The sequence below is a fragment of the Algoriphagus hitonicola genome (assembly GCF_900113375.1).
Lineage (GTDB): Bacteria > Bacteroidota > Bacteroidia > Cytophagales > Cyclobacteriaceae > Algoriphagus > Algoriphagus hitonicola.
Window position 1 is genome coordinate 289,272 of sequence record NZ_FOPC01000002.1, and the last position, 16,934, is coordinate 306,205.

Consider the following 16,934-nt stretch of genomic DNA (forward strand, 5'->3'; position numbering starts at 1 on the left):
TTTTTATTTCTATTCGATCAAAAGATTGAAAATTACACGATTTTGAAATTCACTGAATTTTCAAAACTTGAGTCGAAAACCAGTCTGGGCAAAAAATCCATTAGTCCGACCAAAATCAATTTGAGCGAAAGCTGGAGAAATATCGTTGACGGACCATTCGTAAGAAAGATCAACAAAAAGTATCCAAATATTTAGTCCCGTACCCGCAAAAACTCCCCAAGCCGGAGAGTTCAACTCATCCGGATTAATATCTCCTGTATCGGTATAAAGAAAGGCTGAAGGGCCTACAAATCCTCTCCAAGCAAAAGTCGATTCTTCATTTCCGATAATGTAAGCCCCCAAGGAAACGGGAATACGAATTCCCTTAAATTTAGGATCACTTAGACTCAAGCCTTGACTCGCACCATTTTCAAAGGCATAGCTGCGGGACATAAAGAAAATACCAGGTTCGACATACATTTTTTTACCAAACTCCATACTCAGTCCTATTTGCCAACTACCACTACCATTGACCACATCATCTGCGGATTTTACATCAGAGAAGTTAAGCCCTAGAGTTGGCTTTATCGCTTGACCTGAGGCAACTATTGAAATAGAGAAATAGAGCGGAATCAAAATCAATAATTTTTTCATATCAGGGGTTTATATGATTTTTATTCAAATCAAGATACGGAATTCTTTTTTTACCAGTCCAAAAATCAGTCTTGAAAATCCATCTCCAACCATTAAACAATCATTAAAACACAAGATCTACCATTAGAGAATATTTGTAGTAAAAGTCAGTTTGGCTTGCGTATTTTAGACTATCAAAATTACCTATCGAATATGAACTTAAAAAGAAAACTACAACCCCTACTTTGGCTTTTTGTAGCAGCTATTTGGCTGCCTGCGTTTGGCCAAAATTACCAAACTCCACCGAGTGCAATTGCGGATTTAGTCAATGCCCCAAACACCCCGTCTGTTCGTTTCTCCAAAAATGGAGATTGGATGATGCTCTTAGAAAGTGCCGGAAATCCATCCATTGCGGAGCTTGCACAGCCTGAGTTAAGAATCGCCGGCATGCGGATCAATCCTGCTACTTCAGGTCCATCCAGAAGTCGATCTGTGGAAAACATCAAAATCCGAATGACTCAGGGCGGAGAAGAGATCCAGATCAAAGGATTGCCCGAAAACCCTGCCATGGGTGGATTTGCTCTTTCCAAAGATGAAAAATACATGGCCTTCACCAATACTGAAGATACAGGTATCAGTCTTTGGGTGGTAGATATGGCGACTTTTGAAGCTAAAAAACTAACCGATGCTATCCTCAACGATGTGATGGGAAATGTGATGACCTGGACTCCGGATAATCAGATCCTGATCAAAGCCAATAATCCCGATCGTGGATCCATGCCAGAAGAGCCTGCCGCTCCAGCCGGTCCGGTAATCCAGGAAACTAGCGGTGATGCTGCTCCTTCCAGAACCTACCAAGATCTCTTGAGCAATCCTTACGATGAGCAACTTTTTGCCTATTTCATGGATACTCAGCTGATCCTAGTAGATCTAGATGGAAACAAAAAAGCTGTCGGACCCAAGGCTATGATCAAGTCTTTTGACCTTTCTCCCGACGGTTCTTATCTTCTGGTAGACATCATCAAGCAACCTTTTTCTTACCTAGTTCCTGCTTCCCGATTCCCTTACGATGTGGAGATCTGGTCAAAAGAAGGACAAAAAGTAAAAACCTTTGCGCAGATTCCTTTGGACGAAGTCAGACCAACTGGATTTGATGCGACCGTAACCGGCCCAAGAAGTATCAACTGGAGAGCCGATAATCCTGCGGTACTATATTGGGTAGAAGCCCAAGACGGAGGGGATGGCAAAGTCGAAATGGAAGAGCGAGAGATCGTCTATACCTTGGCTGCTCCATTTTCTGGAAGCAAGCAAACCCTGGCGACTACTTCGCTACGTTTTGGCGGAATTTCCTGGTCCACTGATGATTTTGCTATTTTGAATGAAAGATGGTTTGGTGCTCGTCGGGAAATCCGATCCGTCATCAATCCGGCAAACCCTGCTCAGGAAAAACGTGTAATTATCGACCGGTCATATGACGACATTTACAATGACCCAGGAAGTCCAATGTACACCGAAAATGAATTTGGTGAAAACGTACTCCTGAGAAAAGGAGATTTAATTTTTATGACTTCTGAGGGAGGAAGCCCAGAGGGAAGTATGCCATTTTTATCCACATTCAATACCAAAACCAAAGAGCAGGAAATCCTTTGGAGGTCCGAAGCTCCATTTTATGAGCGTGTAGTTAAGGTATTGGACGATGAAGGTACAGAATTTATCACGCTCAAGGAAGGAACCGACGTTCAGCCTAATTATTGGTTGGTCAATACCAAGAGAAGAATAGCTCCCCAACAGGTGACCGCTTTTGCTCATCCCTATGAATCTATCAAAGGAATCAACAAGCAATTGGTCAAGTACAAGCGTAAAGACGGCTTGGATCTTTCGGCGGTGATTTATACTCCAGAAGGCTTTACCCCGGGAGAAGATGCGCCACTTCCGGTATTGATGTGGGCCTATCCGAGAGAATACAAGTCAGCGGAAATCGCTTCACAGGTAAGAGGATCGAAATACCGATTCACACGATTAAGCTGGGGTTCTCCCATCTACTGGGTAACCCAAGGATATGCGATTATGGATCAGACAGAGATGCCTATCGTAGGCGAAGGAGACAAAGAGCCGAATGATTACTTTATCGAGCAATTGGTCGCTAATGCCGAAGCGGCGATTGATCACATTGTCGAATTGGGCATCGGAGACCGAAATCGCATTGGTGTCGGTGGACACTCCTATGGAGCCTTTATGACGGCCAATTTGCTTTCACATACGGATTTGTTTGCAGCAGGAATCGCTCGAAGCGGAGCGTATAACCGAACTTTGACTCCATTTGGATTCCAGTATGAGCAGCGAAGCTATTGGGAAGCACCTGAGGTTTATTTCAATATGTCTCCCTTCTCTTTTGCCCACAAAGTGAAAACTCCACTCCTGATGGTTCATGGAGAAGCGGACAATAATTCCGGTACCTTCCCTATCCAATCAGAGCGCTATTACAATGCATTGAAAGGGCACGGGGCTACGGCAAAATTGGTGTTTTTACCGCATGAAAGTCACGGCTATGCGGCCAAAGAATCCATTCTACACACGCTTTATGAAATGGACAGCTGGCTGGATAAATACGTGAAGAACAAAAACAAAATTGAGCCTTCGAGGTAATTCAGCTCAAACTCTAAATGAAACAAACCCTCCTCAGAGAATCTGGGGAGGGTTTTTTCAATACAAAAAGCCAAAAAGCCACAATGGGATGGTGTTACCTATCCCGATTTCGATATCATCTTTGACCAAATATGAATGTGGTAGGTCTTTTATCTGAGTCTTTGATTTATTTTTTCCTCCGATTTCAAAGATAGTATTCCCAATCAAAAAATCTCCTCGGTCTGCGAGATAAACTGCATCGGTGCTACGTAGTTGATTGCAAAAAAAAGTCTCCCGAACAGTCCCTACATTTGTTTGATCTTCCCCTAGGGCATAAAGTAAATTAGTATTGGCCAAATAAATTTTATCCGGCTTGGTCAATGCTCCGATTCCTTGTTTGGGTTTGTGAAGCACTTGAATAATTTTTGCCCGATTTAAAAGCTCAAGCGAACGCAAAAGCGTAGGTCGTGAAATCCCGGATTTTCGACTCAGTTCAGAAACATTCGGCGTGAAAGGAACAGAAGTGCTAATTAATCGAATGAGCTTTTTTAGTTTAAAGATCGTTTCAAAATCCAAATTCTCTACGGCATTGATATCCAACTCCAGAGTCAATTGAACCGTTCTTTTCAATTTTTCATAATAGCTTTCGCGATTCTCTTTGTAGTATGGGTAGCTTCCAAATTTCAGATAATTAAGAAATACCGGAATCGGAGCCATTTTTTCCAATATCTGCTCTGCAATTCCCACATGATTTTCAATCATCTCAGCCAAGGAAAAAACCGGAAATGAATTTCCCTTTTCGAATTGGATAAATTCCCGAAATGATAATTCCGGCAATTCGAAAGAGACCAATCTCCGACTTAGATCCGCCTCTCCCTTGTATATTTCCAAAATAGAGGAAGAAGTAAAAATTAATTTTAAGTCGGGGAGATTATCAAAAATCAATTTTAACTCTTGTGACCAGGTGGGGTATCGATGAATTTCATCCAGAAGTAAGGTCTTCCCTCCCAGTAGATAAAACTCATCCGCAAAATCCAGCAGTCTATTCTCTGTAAAATAAAAATCATCCAGACTCACATAGACAGCACTTCCATCTTTGGGTAAATCCCGTTTTAAATGCTGAAGCAGAAGCGTGGTCTTGCCGGTACCCCGAGCACCCAAAATGCCTATGAGTCGATTACTCCAATCTATTTCATCTAATAGGAAGCGCTGAAAATCCAGTTTTATCCCAGCTACTTTTCGCTGAGACAAGAGTAATAACTTTTCCATAGTGTAAAATTGATTTTACACTAATATAGCATTTTTGTAAAATATATTTAACAAAATATCAATTTTTTGTAAAACCAATTTTACAATTAGCCTAAATCATTCCCCCACATAAAAATCAAAAAGAGGATTCCCAAGGCGATGCGATACCAGCCAAAAGCGGTAAATCCATGATTGGAGACATAGTGAAGAAAAAACTTCACTGCGATCCAGGCTGTCACAAAAGCAATCCCTGAACCAATAAGCAACATCATTACTTGGGCTTGGGTAAATGCCAAATCAGATTTGAGCAAATCATAACCCCCCGCAGCCATCATCGTCGGCACAGCCAATAGGAAAGAAAACTCCGTAGCTTGCTTTTTATCCAAACCATTAAATACGCCGCCAATAATCGTCGCAGCAGCCCGAGAAGTCCCTGGCACCATAGCAAGGCACTGAAATAGGCCGATGAAAAATGCCTGTTTGTAGGTGATATCTTCTACCTCATCTACCGTCGTTTCCTGATTGACTACTCTTTTATCGATCAATATCAAGATAATTCCGCCCACAATCAGGGAAATGGAGACCACGATTGGGTTAAAGAGATACCCTTTGATGATCTCATACGCCAAGAGTCCAACTATAGCCGTGGGAATAAACGCCGCCAACAACTTGTAGTAAATCTTCAATCCACGGAAAAACCGCTTGATATACATCAGCGCAATCGCCAAAATCGCCCCCAATTGGATAAAAACCTCAAAAGTCTTCACAAATTCATCTTCGTGAATGCCCATCGCAGCGGAGGCTAAAATCATGTGACCGGTTGATGAAATCGGCAAAAACTCAGTAAGCCCCTCGATGATGGCTATAATGATGGATTGGAATAAAGTCATGATGTCATGTTAATGCTCGGCAAAAATAAGAAAGCCAATGGGGATGACCAGTTTTTTTAAGAAAAGTAAACTTCCTTATACCGGTCAATTTTCCATAAATGTTCTTGAACATACCAAGCATCTTCCAATTATCCCCTAAATTGGATTCATCAAATCCAATCCGGCAATGAAAGATATTTTCGACCCCAAAGTCACCCAAGAACTCATCGAGCGAGTCAATCAGCTCAAACCCGAAAGTCCTGCCTTATGGGGAAAAATGACTGTCGATCAGATGTTGGCCCATTGCTCCATTGCTTACGAAATGGCCTTCACCAACAAGCATCCAAAACCCAATCCTCTCCTGCGTTTCTTGCTGAAAACCTTTGTGAAAAATGGGGTCGTCAATGAAGTGCCGTATAAAAAGAACCTCCGAACTGCTCCCGTTTTTCTGATCAAAGAGCGGAAAAATTTTGAGGAAGAAAAATCCCGATTAATTAAATATCTTGAACACACGCTGAATCTGGGCAGAGATCATTTTGAGGGAAAAGAATCCTTATCCTTCGGTCCGATGACTGCAAACGAATGGAACAACCTTTTTTACAAGCACTTGGACCATCATCTGACGCAGTTTGGGGTTTGAATAATTGATTAAAATTTAAAGAGCAATGAAACACATTTTGATTCTATTTATTTCATTTTTGATAATTGGGGCAGGATTTGGTCAAGAAACAGAAAAATTAGCTGCGCAAAAATCTTTTGCTGCTTGGGAACAATTTCTTGCCACACAAGCAAAATATCCCACTTCGGCCTTGCGGTCAAATAAAGAAGGATATGTCATTATGGAACTGAATATCGACGCCGAAGGTAGAATTGGCTCTGCAAATTTAAAAGAATCCACCTCCAAGGGCATGGGGCAATCGGCTCTTTCTGCCATGGAAAAAGCCATTCATATTTGGAATCCAGAAATGTTGGCAGAACGGAAAAGAGATGAAACCTATCAAACCGTCTTTAGCTTTGAATCTGTAGATCCCCAAAATCCAAACGCTTCCACAGAGGCTATTACTCGACAGCTCTATAAGGGAAAGCCAGAAAAGGCATTGAAAATTGTAAACCGAATTTTGGAAAAAAAGCCCTTTGACTACCAAACTTTAGAAATTCGATCTCAAATTCACAGACAATTGGGTATGGAGGAGGAAGCGACGGAAGACTTGCTCAAATCCCAGGAATTGAAGGATAAAACACTTGCAGTAATCCGAAACAGGACTTTCGGTATCATCACAAGACGACAGGTGACAGGATCTTTTTCAAATTAATTTAGTGAAATTGCCAAAACCCCCAGTCTTTTATAAAATCAACCCTCTATTTATCAATCAATTGAAATGTTAAAATTCAAAAAGTCGATGGGTTTTTAAAATTCTTTCACTAATTTTTATCCTCACTAACTTAAATCTCGATGAAAAATTTACTCCTTTCTCTACTTTCGTTTTTTATCGTCGTCAGTGCCTCTTCGGCTCAGGGGGTAAAAGCCAATGAAAATTTAAATGAGGATCTTAGAAAAAATCTGAAATATCCTGATGAACTCAGAAGCAACGAAATTCAAGGTCCCGTATCCTTACTGATCGGATTTGATCAAGAAGGTAAAATAAATTCCGCTCCTGAAGTCTTGGCGGGAAACGAAAACTTGGCTGAAGAAGTCATCCGTGTGCTGCACTTAGTCCAATCTGGAAAAAGTACAGATCTGGTGGCGGAGGATTATTATGGTCAGGATTTGATTTTGAATGTAAATTTTAGAATTACTTCAGGCAATTCCCAGCAAATCAACCTTCCCATTACGGAACAAAAAATCTTGAAAGATCTCAACGAAAAAATTGCTCAGAATCCTTACTTTCCATCTTACTATCTGGAGAGAGCGAAATTATACGAAGAAATGGAAAAAACGACCTTGGCCGAATTGGACAGGGCTTTTTACCATGAACTCAAAGAAAAAGAGCTGACAAATGTGGTCGTAGTAGGCTATCAGACAAGTGACAAAAAATTATCCTTTTCTATGGAATAACCCTTTTTCTCCATCCTTAAACTCATTAACCATGAAAAAATTATTTTTACCGATTGTGCTGTTTTCTTTAATTCAGTTTGCCTGCTCTTCTTCCTCAGAAAAGGAGGAAACGGAGGATGAATCCACTGTAACAATGGATGATTTTCCTGAAACCATGGAAATCCCAGTCACTCCGGAGGACAATTCCATGAATGCGCTGGACTGGGAAGGAACCTATACAGGCACCCTTCCCTGTGCGGATTGTGAGGGAATCGAAACGGAACTGACCTTAAATCAAAACGGTACCTATTCTTATAAGACCAACTATCTGGGTAAAAACGATGCCTTGGAAGAGGAATACACCGGAAAATTCACCTGGGATGAGCAAGGCCGGACGATCCAATTAGAAGGTCTAAAGGGTGCCCCCGGAAAATACCAGGTCGGGGAAAATCAAATTTGGCATCTGGATCAAGATGGCAATCGGATCAGCGGCGAAATGGCTGAGCTTTATATCCTGAAAAAACAATAATCTCTATTTAAACCGGAAAATCTGGCTCCTTCAGGTTTCAGTAGGTATATCTAGGTGTTTATAACTTCACCCAGCGCAGAATTGAACCTCTGGTCTAGATGTAGTTTGCAACTACACCTACCTATAAATACAAATTTGTAATTTGACAAGGATTCAAAATGAGTTGAAAATAAGCCAATTACAAATTGATAAGGATATAAGAGTAAAGTTGCAAAATCATCCAGCACCCATTTAAACTTCAAAGGTGGATAGAAGAGCCTATGCCCGAAAGGGGGTTACAAACTTCACCTAATGCCCACTTGAACCTCAAAGGTGATGAGGAGATACTTCCTCCATCCGGGAAAATTCTTTTAATTGCAGGGGATGGTTCGAGCACAAACTTTTGGATTAAGCAATGTTCTAACAACCCTCAAATCCAAACACTCATTGACACCCGGCTCTCCTTGATCTTCTGCAGCCGCTAAAACCGCTTCTGTTACACAAGTATCTGCCATACATGTATCGTATAGTTTCCACCCGTCTCCATGGTCTCCTCGACAAGCAATGTCGTCATCAGTAAGCATTCGAGCATTAGTAGAATTTTTCACGGACCCTTCTAAAGGAGTTATCAATGCTACATTTTCTCTTTTATTTATTTTTAAAGCGTATCCTGCATAGGATTGCATTCCCTCATCTGGATTTACCCTAGAATTTACGTTTTCCATGTTTATTTCATACAATTCCCTACTTAGGTCCTTGAGAAGCTTTTGTAATGGATAAGTCGATAAATCTACAGTAACAGGATTCAAATTAATTTTTAGTTGGAAAAGATCTAGGGGGCCTAACTCTAATCTATCTTGTGTATCATCAACATCCTCAGAGCAAGAATAGAAAATAGGGACAATTGAAAGAATAAGGAATACCTTTAGGAATTTTTTAACGTGAAGCATAACATAAAAAGTTAAAATGTTGTGAGAAATATACCTATCATTAAGGATACAAATTATGAAACTAAAAAAAAGGTTTTAATAATTTTAACAAATTCCTGACTTTTTTTATTACTCCGCTAGGAGTAGCCCCCCACTGGGTCGAATTTGCAATTCGACCCTATTATTCATTGGGATTTGTAATCCCCTTCTGTGTGTGGTGGAAATATCTAGGTAAAGTTGCAAATCTAATCCAGCGCCGAATTGAACCTCAAACCTTCTGAGTATAGAATACCCTCTCTCAGAAGGGAAAAGGCTAAGCTTTACATTTTGAAGAAGCAGTAAATTCTATTTAAACCGCACAATCTTCCCATGGGCTTTGGAAGTCATCGCTTGAGGAATGGCAGCTGTAATTTCGGTATAAAGCAACTCCACCAATTTTTGCTTTAAAAAGCTCCGGTTTAAAATAATACTCACTTCCCGGATTGGAGGCTCTCCTGCAAAGGGCCTCAGCCGGGTTTTTTCTTCCTCGGAAAGTTCATGCGTAGCCAATTCAGGCAACATGGTCATCCCCTTATATCGATTGACCATATTTCTCAACCCTTCCAGCGAACCACTTTCATAATGGAAATTGGCATGCCCACTACTCGTCTGATCACAGAAATTGATGACTTGATCCCGGAAACAATGCCCTTGCTGCAAAATCCAAAGTTCCTCGGATTTGACCTGATCGGCTCTGATTTCCTTTTGTGAAAGCAGGGGATGATCCTTGGAGAGATAGGCGTAAAACTTCTCATAAAACATCGGTTTTTCCTCAATGCCATTTTCCCCGAGGGGAGTCACCACGATTCCCAAATCCAATTCATCATTTTTCAGCTTTTTGACAATTTCTTCGGTGATCATCTCCTGCACTTCCAGCTTGACATTGGGGTATTTTTCTAAAAACCTCCGGATAAACAAATGAAGTAAATAGGGTGCAAGGGTAGGAATAATCGCCAATTTGATCACCCCGGAAATATCTCCTTTGAGCTGAGCGACCAACTCCGTCACCCCTTTACTTTCAGATACCACCCGCTTGGCCTGAGCAATGATCTGAACACCAATTTCGGTGGGGATCACCGGCATCTTGCTCCGATCAAAAAGAATCACGCCCAATTCCCGCTCAAGCTTGCTCAACTGCGCGCTTAGCGTAGGCTGAGTTACAAAACAGGATTCGGCAGCCTGCCCAAAATGGCGATGCTTATCGACAGCGATCAAATATTCCAGTTGCTGAATGGTCATATCGGGAGATTAATTAACAAGCTAATTTATAAAAAGGCAGGAGAGTTCCTAAATCCCCTAAAAAAGAAAAGTCCGACTAAAAGCCGGACTTTTCAAATTTGTTTTGTTGGTTCTAATTACTGTGGATTTTGAACCATATTTTCATTGGCATTCAATTCAGAGAGCGGAATTCTCCACAACCAGTCGTTTGATCCGGCTGGCTCTTCGAATTTACCGTTGATAACAGTAGAAACGTGATTTGCTCCATTTCTGTCCAAAGGCAAGTTCAAACGCTTCAAATCGTAGAATCTGAATCCTTCACCCCAAAGCTCAATCCGTCTCTGAACCATAATCTCTTCGATTAAGGCATCCCCAGTGTTGGAAGACATGGTGTATTCCGGATCTCTTTGCGAAGCAAAATCAAACAAGACCTGCGCAGCTTGACCGTCATTTCCGCCCCTTGCCAAAGCCTCAGCCTCGATCAAATACATCTCAGCAGCTCTCATATAAGGAACATCTCCTACAGAAGACGCATTAGCCTGAGCGACAAACTTTCTATTCATATAATCGATTTTGGCAAAAGCTGACAACGTCACCTCGTCAATAAATGGATCTCTCAATTCAGGATCAGATGCATTAGGATCCCAAAGCCCTTTTCTAAAATCAGACTCAGGAATCATGTCGTACAAGGTAGAGCTGATTGCTTTTGGGTTATTACGAACATTGATCGAACTGAAGTTTACAGAGAGGTAAGCGAAGAATGAGGCAAAGAAGGTCTGCTGATCATCGATCTGACGGCTTCCCCAAATCCACTCTGGATTGTCCACATTATTGAATCCTTCGTAAAGCTGCTCAGGAGACATCAAATCATATCCTTCTCGAGCCTGAGCGGCAAATTGTGCAGCAGTGCTGTAGTCACCTTGGGTCAAAGCCACTCTTGCTTTGATCCCTCTGGCTACATTCACATTGATGTGAGACTTCGCATTTCGGTTTTCGTTCAAAAGTGCGATTGCTTCGTCCAAATCAGCATTCACTTGAGTATACACTTCCTCTACTGTGTTTCTAGCACCACCTTCAGTGATCGGCTCTAATACGATAGGTACACCTAGCTGTCCATTACCTCCTCCTGGAGTATATCGCTCAGCAAAAAGCTGAACTAAGTTGAAATGTGCCCAAGCTCTATAAGCCAAAGCTTGTCCTTTGATTTCATCCTTTTCTTCTTGGGGACCTTCTGCATTATCGATATTAGTGATAATCATATTGGCATTACCAATGATTTTGTAGTAGAATCTCCACGCAAACCGTACATCACCTGAAGTTTCTACCGTATGATTTTGCCATCTGGACATAGAGACAAACCAACCGTTTGCTGTAGAGGTCATGACCAAATCATCACCTAACACATCTCTCATAATCATCACGCCTCCTTCACCCGGCTGACCTTGCGAGTCGTAGCGGATAAACATAGATCGGTGGATACCATTCAATGCGGTCATCGCATTTTGAGTAGTCGTAAAGACCGCTGTCTCAGAAACCGCATCCGTAGGGATGGTTTCCAAATAATCCTCAGAGCATCCAAAACTAAGGATGGCACCGAGTAGGAATATTTTACTTAATAATTTCTTCATTGTCTTGGTAGATTACAGGTTCACATTAACTCCCAACGTGAAAGTACGCGCTGGTGTGAAAGTATTTGCAGTTGTTCCATTGAAAGATCCAGAAACATACATGCCGCTTCTTCCGGACAACCAACCTAGGTTTTCACCCGCCAAATACACGGTAGCACCTCTCATTTTCCATCTCTCCAAGGTAGCTCTTGGAATTGTGTAGGATAGGTTCACGGAACGCAGGTTGAGATAAGAAGCATCCGTTAACCATCGATCAGAAGCCACATTAGTCTGAGCTGCACCAGTTACGTCCATTTTAGGAACGTCTGTTACGTCTCCAGGCTCTTGCCACCTGTTTAGGATATCTTGATGAAGTGCTCCTCCATCAGGATCTGCTGACATCAATCCCGCATAAATTCCATCATAAATATCTCCACCGATAGCGAAGCTAAGTAATACGTTCAAGGAGAATCCTTTATAGGTAAAGGTATTAGTCAAACCACCAAAGAAATCAGGAATCGCATCACCAGCAAAGTGGAAACGGGCATCCTGGAATCGGGTAGTCACGGTATCTTGACCGATGATCTGCTGATTCTCGTCACTCGCATCATACTCATCTACTCGATAAAGACCTTCACCGGTTTGAGGATCAACGCCATACCAGTCTCTCAACCAGAAGTCATAGATTCCGTTTCCGACTACATATTTTTTGGTTCCTACGATTTGCTCATCAAAAGGAAGCTCCTTAAACTCATTCTCAAAAGTAGATACGTTCAAGTTGGCAGTCCATTTGAAGTCATTTCCTCGGATGATATCTCCGGCGATATTGAATTCAATACCACGGTTAGCCATCGTACCGATATTTTGGAATCTGCTATTCAAACCAGTAGTCAAAGAAAGTGGTACCTCAAACAACAAGTTTTGAGACTCTCTATTGAAATATTCCAAGGTACCGGAGAATCGGTTGCCAAAAGCAAAATCCAATCCGATATCAAAGGTATTGTTGGATTCCCACTGTAGATCCAAAGCAGAAAGAGACGCTTGGAGGATACCTGGCTCAGAAGCATTGTTGAACCCTAGGTCATACAGGGCCTGCCAAGGATAAAATCCTCCGACGCTGTTGTTACCTACCTCACCGTAAGAAGCTCTCAACTTCAATAGCTGAATGTTATCAAAGTTAAAGAAGTCTTCCTGGTCAATTGCCCAAGAAGCCCCTACAGAGTAGAATGTTCCCCATCTTACGTCCTTTGCAAAACGAGAAGATCCATCAGACCTCAAGGAAGCAGAGAAGGAATACTTATCATCATACACGTAGTTGATTCTGGAGAAATAAGATTCGATAGTCTCTCTATCCAATCGGCCAGAAGCAGAGTTGATTGTTACAAAGTTGTCTGGCTCGATATTTCCAGCAAGAATTTGATCCTGCTTCGAAATAAACTGACGGTTGATTTTCAAATCGTAGTTCTCATGACCTACCAATGCATCCACAAAATGCTTCTCGTTAAATGTCTTGCTATAAGTCAACAATTGGTTGAAGGTCAAGGAATTGGTTCTAACATTGGATCGACTGGTTCGTCCAGCTGGAGCGCCATCACCAACGATGGTGTTGTCATATCCAATACCGAGAAATGAAGTGATATCGGTGGCAATATTGGTTCGGAACGTAAAATCTTTCAAGAATCTTACTTCCATATACGCTCTCGAAGAAATGGCATCTCGATCAAATCGATCCTCATTTAATAAGGTCTCTTGAACGACATGTCGACCTGGGAATGAACCCGGGCCTCTTCTAGGAAGTCCAAACTGCTCCAAGTCACCAGTATCGTAAATTCTATTTCCTAAGTCATCCAATACAAATCCACCCGTCTGCATATTCTGAGCAAACACTGGATAAATCGGTCCGATAGATCGAGCCGTAAAGAATGGGTTTACAAAACTAGAGGAACCACCAGAACTTGCATTGTTTCCCTCTGTCAAGGTAGCTGAAAGGTTAATTCCAGTCTTCAACCAATCGGTTGCCTGGGTATTCACATTCAATCGACCAGTGAATCGCTCTATATCTGAACGAATTACAAATCCCTTTTCATTCAAGTAGTTGAATGAAGTATAGTAATCTGTCTTGCCGGTAGCACCAGAATAAGTCAAGTTGTATTCCTTACGGTCACCAGTTCGCTGCAATTCGTCAAACCAGTTAAGGCCTTGGAAATTGTTAACTGCGTTTGGATTTAAAGTACCATCTGCACCGACAATTTGATTGTTTGGCACATTGTAGATGTTATATCCCAATACATTGATCAACTCATCAGAAGCGAAAGCCGCAGCATCGGTAGGAGAATCTCCTAGTCCAAGTTGTGTGTTTCTCAAGGATTCCCAAACCAAAGGATAATACTGATCAGCGTTCACACGGCTATATTCTGGAAGCGCTCTTCCAGATACCCCTTGCTGTACTCTGAAATTGACAGTAGGTCGGTCTTTTTTACCAGTTTTGGTGGTAATCATGATGACACCATTTGCCGCTCTCGAGCCGTAAAGTGAAGTAGAAGACGCATCTTTCATGATCGTCATGTCAGCGATATCTTCTGGGTTCAAGTTGGATAGATCACCATCAAACGGCACTCCATCTACCACGTAAAGTGGTGATGAAGATGAGTTTACCGAACCTACCCCTCTGATTCGAACTGCAGGAGTAGATCCAGGCTGTCCAGAAGCCGAAGTAGTAATTACACCAGGAGACTGACCTTCAATCGCATTTACCACGTTATTGATTGGTCGGTTGGCGATTTGATCTCCTTTAAGAGAGATCGCAGAACCTGTAAAGTTTCCTTTATCAGCCGTACCACCGTAAGCAGTGATGATTACTTCGTCCAAATTCTGAGAATCCTCAGTCATGGTTAAGTCGATGACAGATCTATTGCCGATCTGTTCCTCCACACTTCTATAGCCGATATAGCTAAAAACTAGTGTGGTAGCGCTTTCAGGAACACTGATCGAATAGTTACCGTCAAGGTCGGTTACTACTCCGATCGTCGTTCCTTTCACTAGGACGTTGACCCCGATCAAGCCTTCCGGCTGATCATCGGCTACTATCCTACCAGTGATCGTTCTGTTTTGCGCCCATACCGACACGACTGTCAGAAGGGTAAGTGCAAAACCTAGTAAAACTTTCTTCATAGGTTAAAATTTTAGATGATTTAAATTTTCAATATGCAAGATGCAAATGAAAAAGGGCATTAAACAAATTTGGAATAACCAGCTTCAGGTTAAATAATCAAAATATAATTTCGAATATTAAAAAAATGCGAAATTATACTGCATTAAAAATTTTTTGGACAGTGTCCGCAATTATCTTATTTCTTTTAAATCGAATTAACAAAATTTAATTTTTAAAAAATAGCTAAAACAGGCTGAACCTATGCATTATTAGAATCTTTATATATTTATACCCTGTTGTAAACTAGTGATTTTTCAGTATATTATTCTGAATATGTGGTCTTTAGCAATTCATTTCAGGATTTTATTTGATTGTTGTACGCTTTGAAAATAGTGTTCGGAAAATTTTATAGCATCAAAATCACAAAAGTCCAAATATGCCACTCATTATACTTTTTACTTAAATGGATAAAAAATTCTTTGGACTACACCCAAAATCAAGTAAATCTTACTTTAAAAGGATGAAATCATGGTTTTTTAACCATCGCCCCTCTACTTTTTTCAAAAGACTAACCTCCTCTACGCTAAATCGGAAATTCAATTTTTGCTCCCTAACCAAGCTGAAAACCCCATCAAAACTCGAGGGTTTTAGATCCTTAAAGGCTACCGTCATGTGCGGATAATAATTTCGGTCACTGAGCTCCGGCATTAAGTGCAGCTCCCGCTGACAATACATTTTCAAATCCATTTGTAAATGAGGAAGACTTTCCGGTGCCTCGACTTTCAGGAAAATTACGCGTTTGCCAAAGGAATCCACGTGGTGAATTCTGATTTCAAACTGCTTTTGATTCGCCAGAAACATTTCAAGTTTATTTTTAAGCTTCTCTTCATTTTTCAACGAAAAAGAAAACGGCATCTTCAGTGTCACATGAGCTGGTGATTTTAAAGCATATTTACTCCCAAAATCTTGCCTAATCATTTCCTTTAGGCTTTCGACTTGATCGAAAAATGGCTGAGGTGGAACTATCGCCAAAAAATATTTCTGCAAATCTTTCATCTCATAAAATTACCCCGAAAAAACTTACTCCACCAAAAACAAAAAAACTGTTTAATAAACTCAATCAATCCATTAAATTAAGCCTATCTAAAAACAATCACTATGAAGTTTTTTTCTAAAGTAATGGTCGGAATGGATCTGACCGAAATGGACGATATACTCATCAAGAAAACCATCGTGTTTTTGGAGTTTTTGGGGGTTGAGAAATGCTATTTTCTCCACGTCTCCAAGAATCTTGCCCTGCCGGAAGATATCATCCAAAAATACCCTAACCTGGTAGCTTCTGGGGATGAAACCATTGAAGCGATGATTCAGCAAAAGCTGAAAGAGTATCATTTTCCCAAATCTGTCGAAACCGAAATTATCGCCGAAGAAGGAGATCATCCGCTTGACACCTTCCTTCGCTGGGCTAAAATTAAAGATGTCGACCTCGTCATCATGGGTAGAAAAGAAACGCTCAAAGGTAGCGGAGCACTTGCTAATGGCGTCGCCAAAAAAGCCCCCTGCTCTGTCATGCTACTTCAAGAAAAACGCTCCGAGGGACTGCCGAAAAAAATCATGATCCCAACAGACTTTTCACAGCATAACCACATGATTTATTCTTTTGGAGAGCGGATTGCCGATGAATTGAATGCCGAATTGTTTCCTGTGCATTTTTATGAAGTCCCTCACGGATACTCCAAAACGGGGAAATCCTTTGAAGAATTTTCCGAAATCATGAAGGAACATGCCAAAAATGATTTTAAAAAATTCGTTGCAAAACATAACCATCCCGACCTTTCCTGTGATTTTATTCTCAATGATGGAGATAATATTGGCGAACTGCTCCTCAAAGAAGCTCACAAATTAGATATAGACATGTTTATCATGGGTTCGCGAGGCCGTACCAAATCAGCCGCAATGCTACTCGGAAGTACCGCTGAAAAACTCATCGCCGCAAACAATGTACTTCCTATGCTGATCTTCAAACAAAAAGGAGAAAATATGGGGTTTTTTGAAGCACTATTTAAGCTTTAAAGAGCTTCTAAACGGAAAAA

The 16,934-nt window shown here is 41.2% G+C and carries 14 protein-coding genes; 6 read left to right on the plus strand and 8 right to left on the minus strand.

Annotated features, from left to right (window positions below; genetic code table 11):
• Positions 1-60: 60 nt before the first annotated feature.
• Positions 61-633 carry an outer membrane beta-barrel protein gene (locus BM043_RS04015; protein ID WP_092789066.1) on the minus strand — a complete coding sequence of 191 codons (573 nt, stop codon included), beginning with the start codon at positions 631-633 and terminating at the stop codon, positions 61-63.
• 192 nt (positions 634-825) lie between these two features.
• Here BM043_RS04015 and BM043_RS04020 point away from each other — a divergent pair, with 192 nt between their 5' ends.
• Positions 826-3,258 carry a S9 family peptidase gene (locus BM043_RS04020; RefSeq protein ID WP_092789068.1) on the plus strand — a complete coding sequence of 811 codons (2,433 nt, stop codon included), beginning with the start codon at positions 826-828 and terminating at the stop codon, positions 3,256-3,258.
• Between the two features lie 57 nt (positions 3,259-3,315).
• Here the strand turns inward: BM043_RS04020 and BM043_RS04025 are convergent, their stop codons facing one another.
• Together BM043_RS04025 and BM043_RS04030 are read right to left on the minus strand one after the other, a co-directional pair.
• Positions 3,316-4,506: an ATP-binding protein gene (locus BM043_RS04025; RefSeq protein WP_092789070.1), complete on the minus strand. Its 1,191-nt coding sequence runs from the start codon at positions 4,504-4,506 to the stop codon at positions 3,316-3,318.
• 86 nt (positions 4,507-4,592) lie between these two features.
• Entirely contained in the window at positions 4,593-5,375 is a 783-nt protein-coding gene (locus BM043_RS04030; protein ID WP_092789072.1) for an undecaprenyl-diphosphate phosphatase, read from the minus strand.
• Positions 5,376-5,541: 166 nt separating this feature from the next.
• Here BM043_RS04030 and BM043_RS04035 point away from each other — a divergent pair, with 166 nt between their 5' ends.
• The 4 genes from BM043_RS04035 (at position 5,542) to BM043_RS04050 (ending at position 7,918) form a co-directional block, all read left to right on the plus strand.
• Entirely contained in the window at positions 5,542-5,994 is a 453-nt protein-coding gene (locus BM043_RS04035; protein ID WP_092789074.1) for a hypothetical protein, read from the plus strand.
• Positions 5,995-6,019: 25 nt separating this feature from the next.
• Positions 6,020-6,667 (plus strand): TonB family protein, encoded by a 648-nt coding sequence (locus tag BM043_RS04040; RefSeq protein ID WP_092789076.1) that lies wholly within the window; start codon positions 6,020-6,022, stop codon positions 6,665-6,667.
• A gap of 140 nt (positions 6,668-6,807) precedes the next feature.
• Positions 6,808-7,410, plus strand: a complete 603-nt coding sequence (locus tag BM043_RS04045; RefSeq protein ID WP_092789078.1) for a hypothetical protein — start codon at positions 6,808-6,810, stop codon at positions 7,408-7,410.
• Positions 7,411-7,441: 31 nt separating this feature from the next.
• Positions 7,442-7,918, plus strand: coding sequence for a copper resistance protein NlpE (locus tag BM043_RS04050; protein WP_092789080.1), 477 nt, complete (start codon positions 7,442-7,444; stop codon positions 7,916-7,918).
• Between the two features lie 350 nt (positions 7,919-8,268).
• On the opposite strand, the gene BM043_RS04055 is transcribed toward BM043_RS04050, so the two are convergent.
• The 5 genes from BM043_RS04055 to BM043_RS04075 all read right to left on the minus strand — a co-directional run bounded on the left by BM043_RS04055 (position 8,269) and on the right by BM043_RS04075 (position 15,897).
• Complete coding sequence (locus BM043_RS04055; protein ID WP_092789082.1) at positions 8,269-8,847, minus strand: hypothetical protein; 579 nt, start codon at positions 8,845-8,847, stop codon at positions 8,269-8,271.
• Positions 8,848-9,171: 324 nt separating this feature from the next.
• Complete coding sequence (locus BM043_RS04060; RefSeq protein ID WP_092789084.1) at positions 9,172-10,104, minus strand: hydrogen peroxide-inducible genes activator; 933 nt, start codon at positions 10,102-10,104, stop codon at positions 9,172-9,174.
• Between the two features lie 116 nt (positions 10,105-10,220).
• Positions 10,221-11,711, minus strand: coding sequence for a RagB/SusD family nutrient uptake outer membrane protein (locus tag BM043_RS04065; RefSeq protein ID WP_092789086.1), 1,491 nt, complete (start codon positions 11,709-11,711; stop codon positions 10,221-10,223).
• 12 nt (positions 11,712-11,723) lie between these two features.
• The gene (locus tag BM043_RS04070) at positions 11,724-14,861 is read right to left on the minus strand and encodes a SusC/RagA family TonB-linked outer membrane protein (protein WP_092789088.1); all 3,138 of its coding nucleotides are present in this window, start codon (positions 14,859-14,861) and stop codon (positions 11,724-11,726) included.
• A 487-nt stretch (positions 14,862-15,348) separates the two neighbouring features.
• Positions 15,349-15,897 carry a 2'-5' RNA ligase family protein gene (locus BM043_RS04075; RefSeq protein WP_092789090.1) on the minus strand — a complete coding sequence of 183 codons (549 nt, stop codon included), beginning with the start codon at positions 15,895-15,897 and terminating at the stop codon, positions 15,349-15,351.
• Between the two features lie 102 nt (positions 15,898-15,999).
• Between BM043_RS04075 and BM043_RS04080 the strand changes: the two genes are divergently transcribed.
• Positions 16,000-16,914: a universal stress protein gene (locus BM043_RS04080; protein ID WP_092789092.1), complete on the plus strand. Its 915-nt coding sequence runs from the start codon at positions 16,000-16,002 to the stop codon at positions 16,912-16,914.
• The last annotated feature ends 20 nt before the right edge of the window (positions 16,915-16,934 follow it).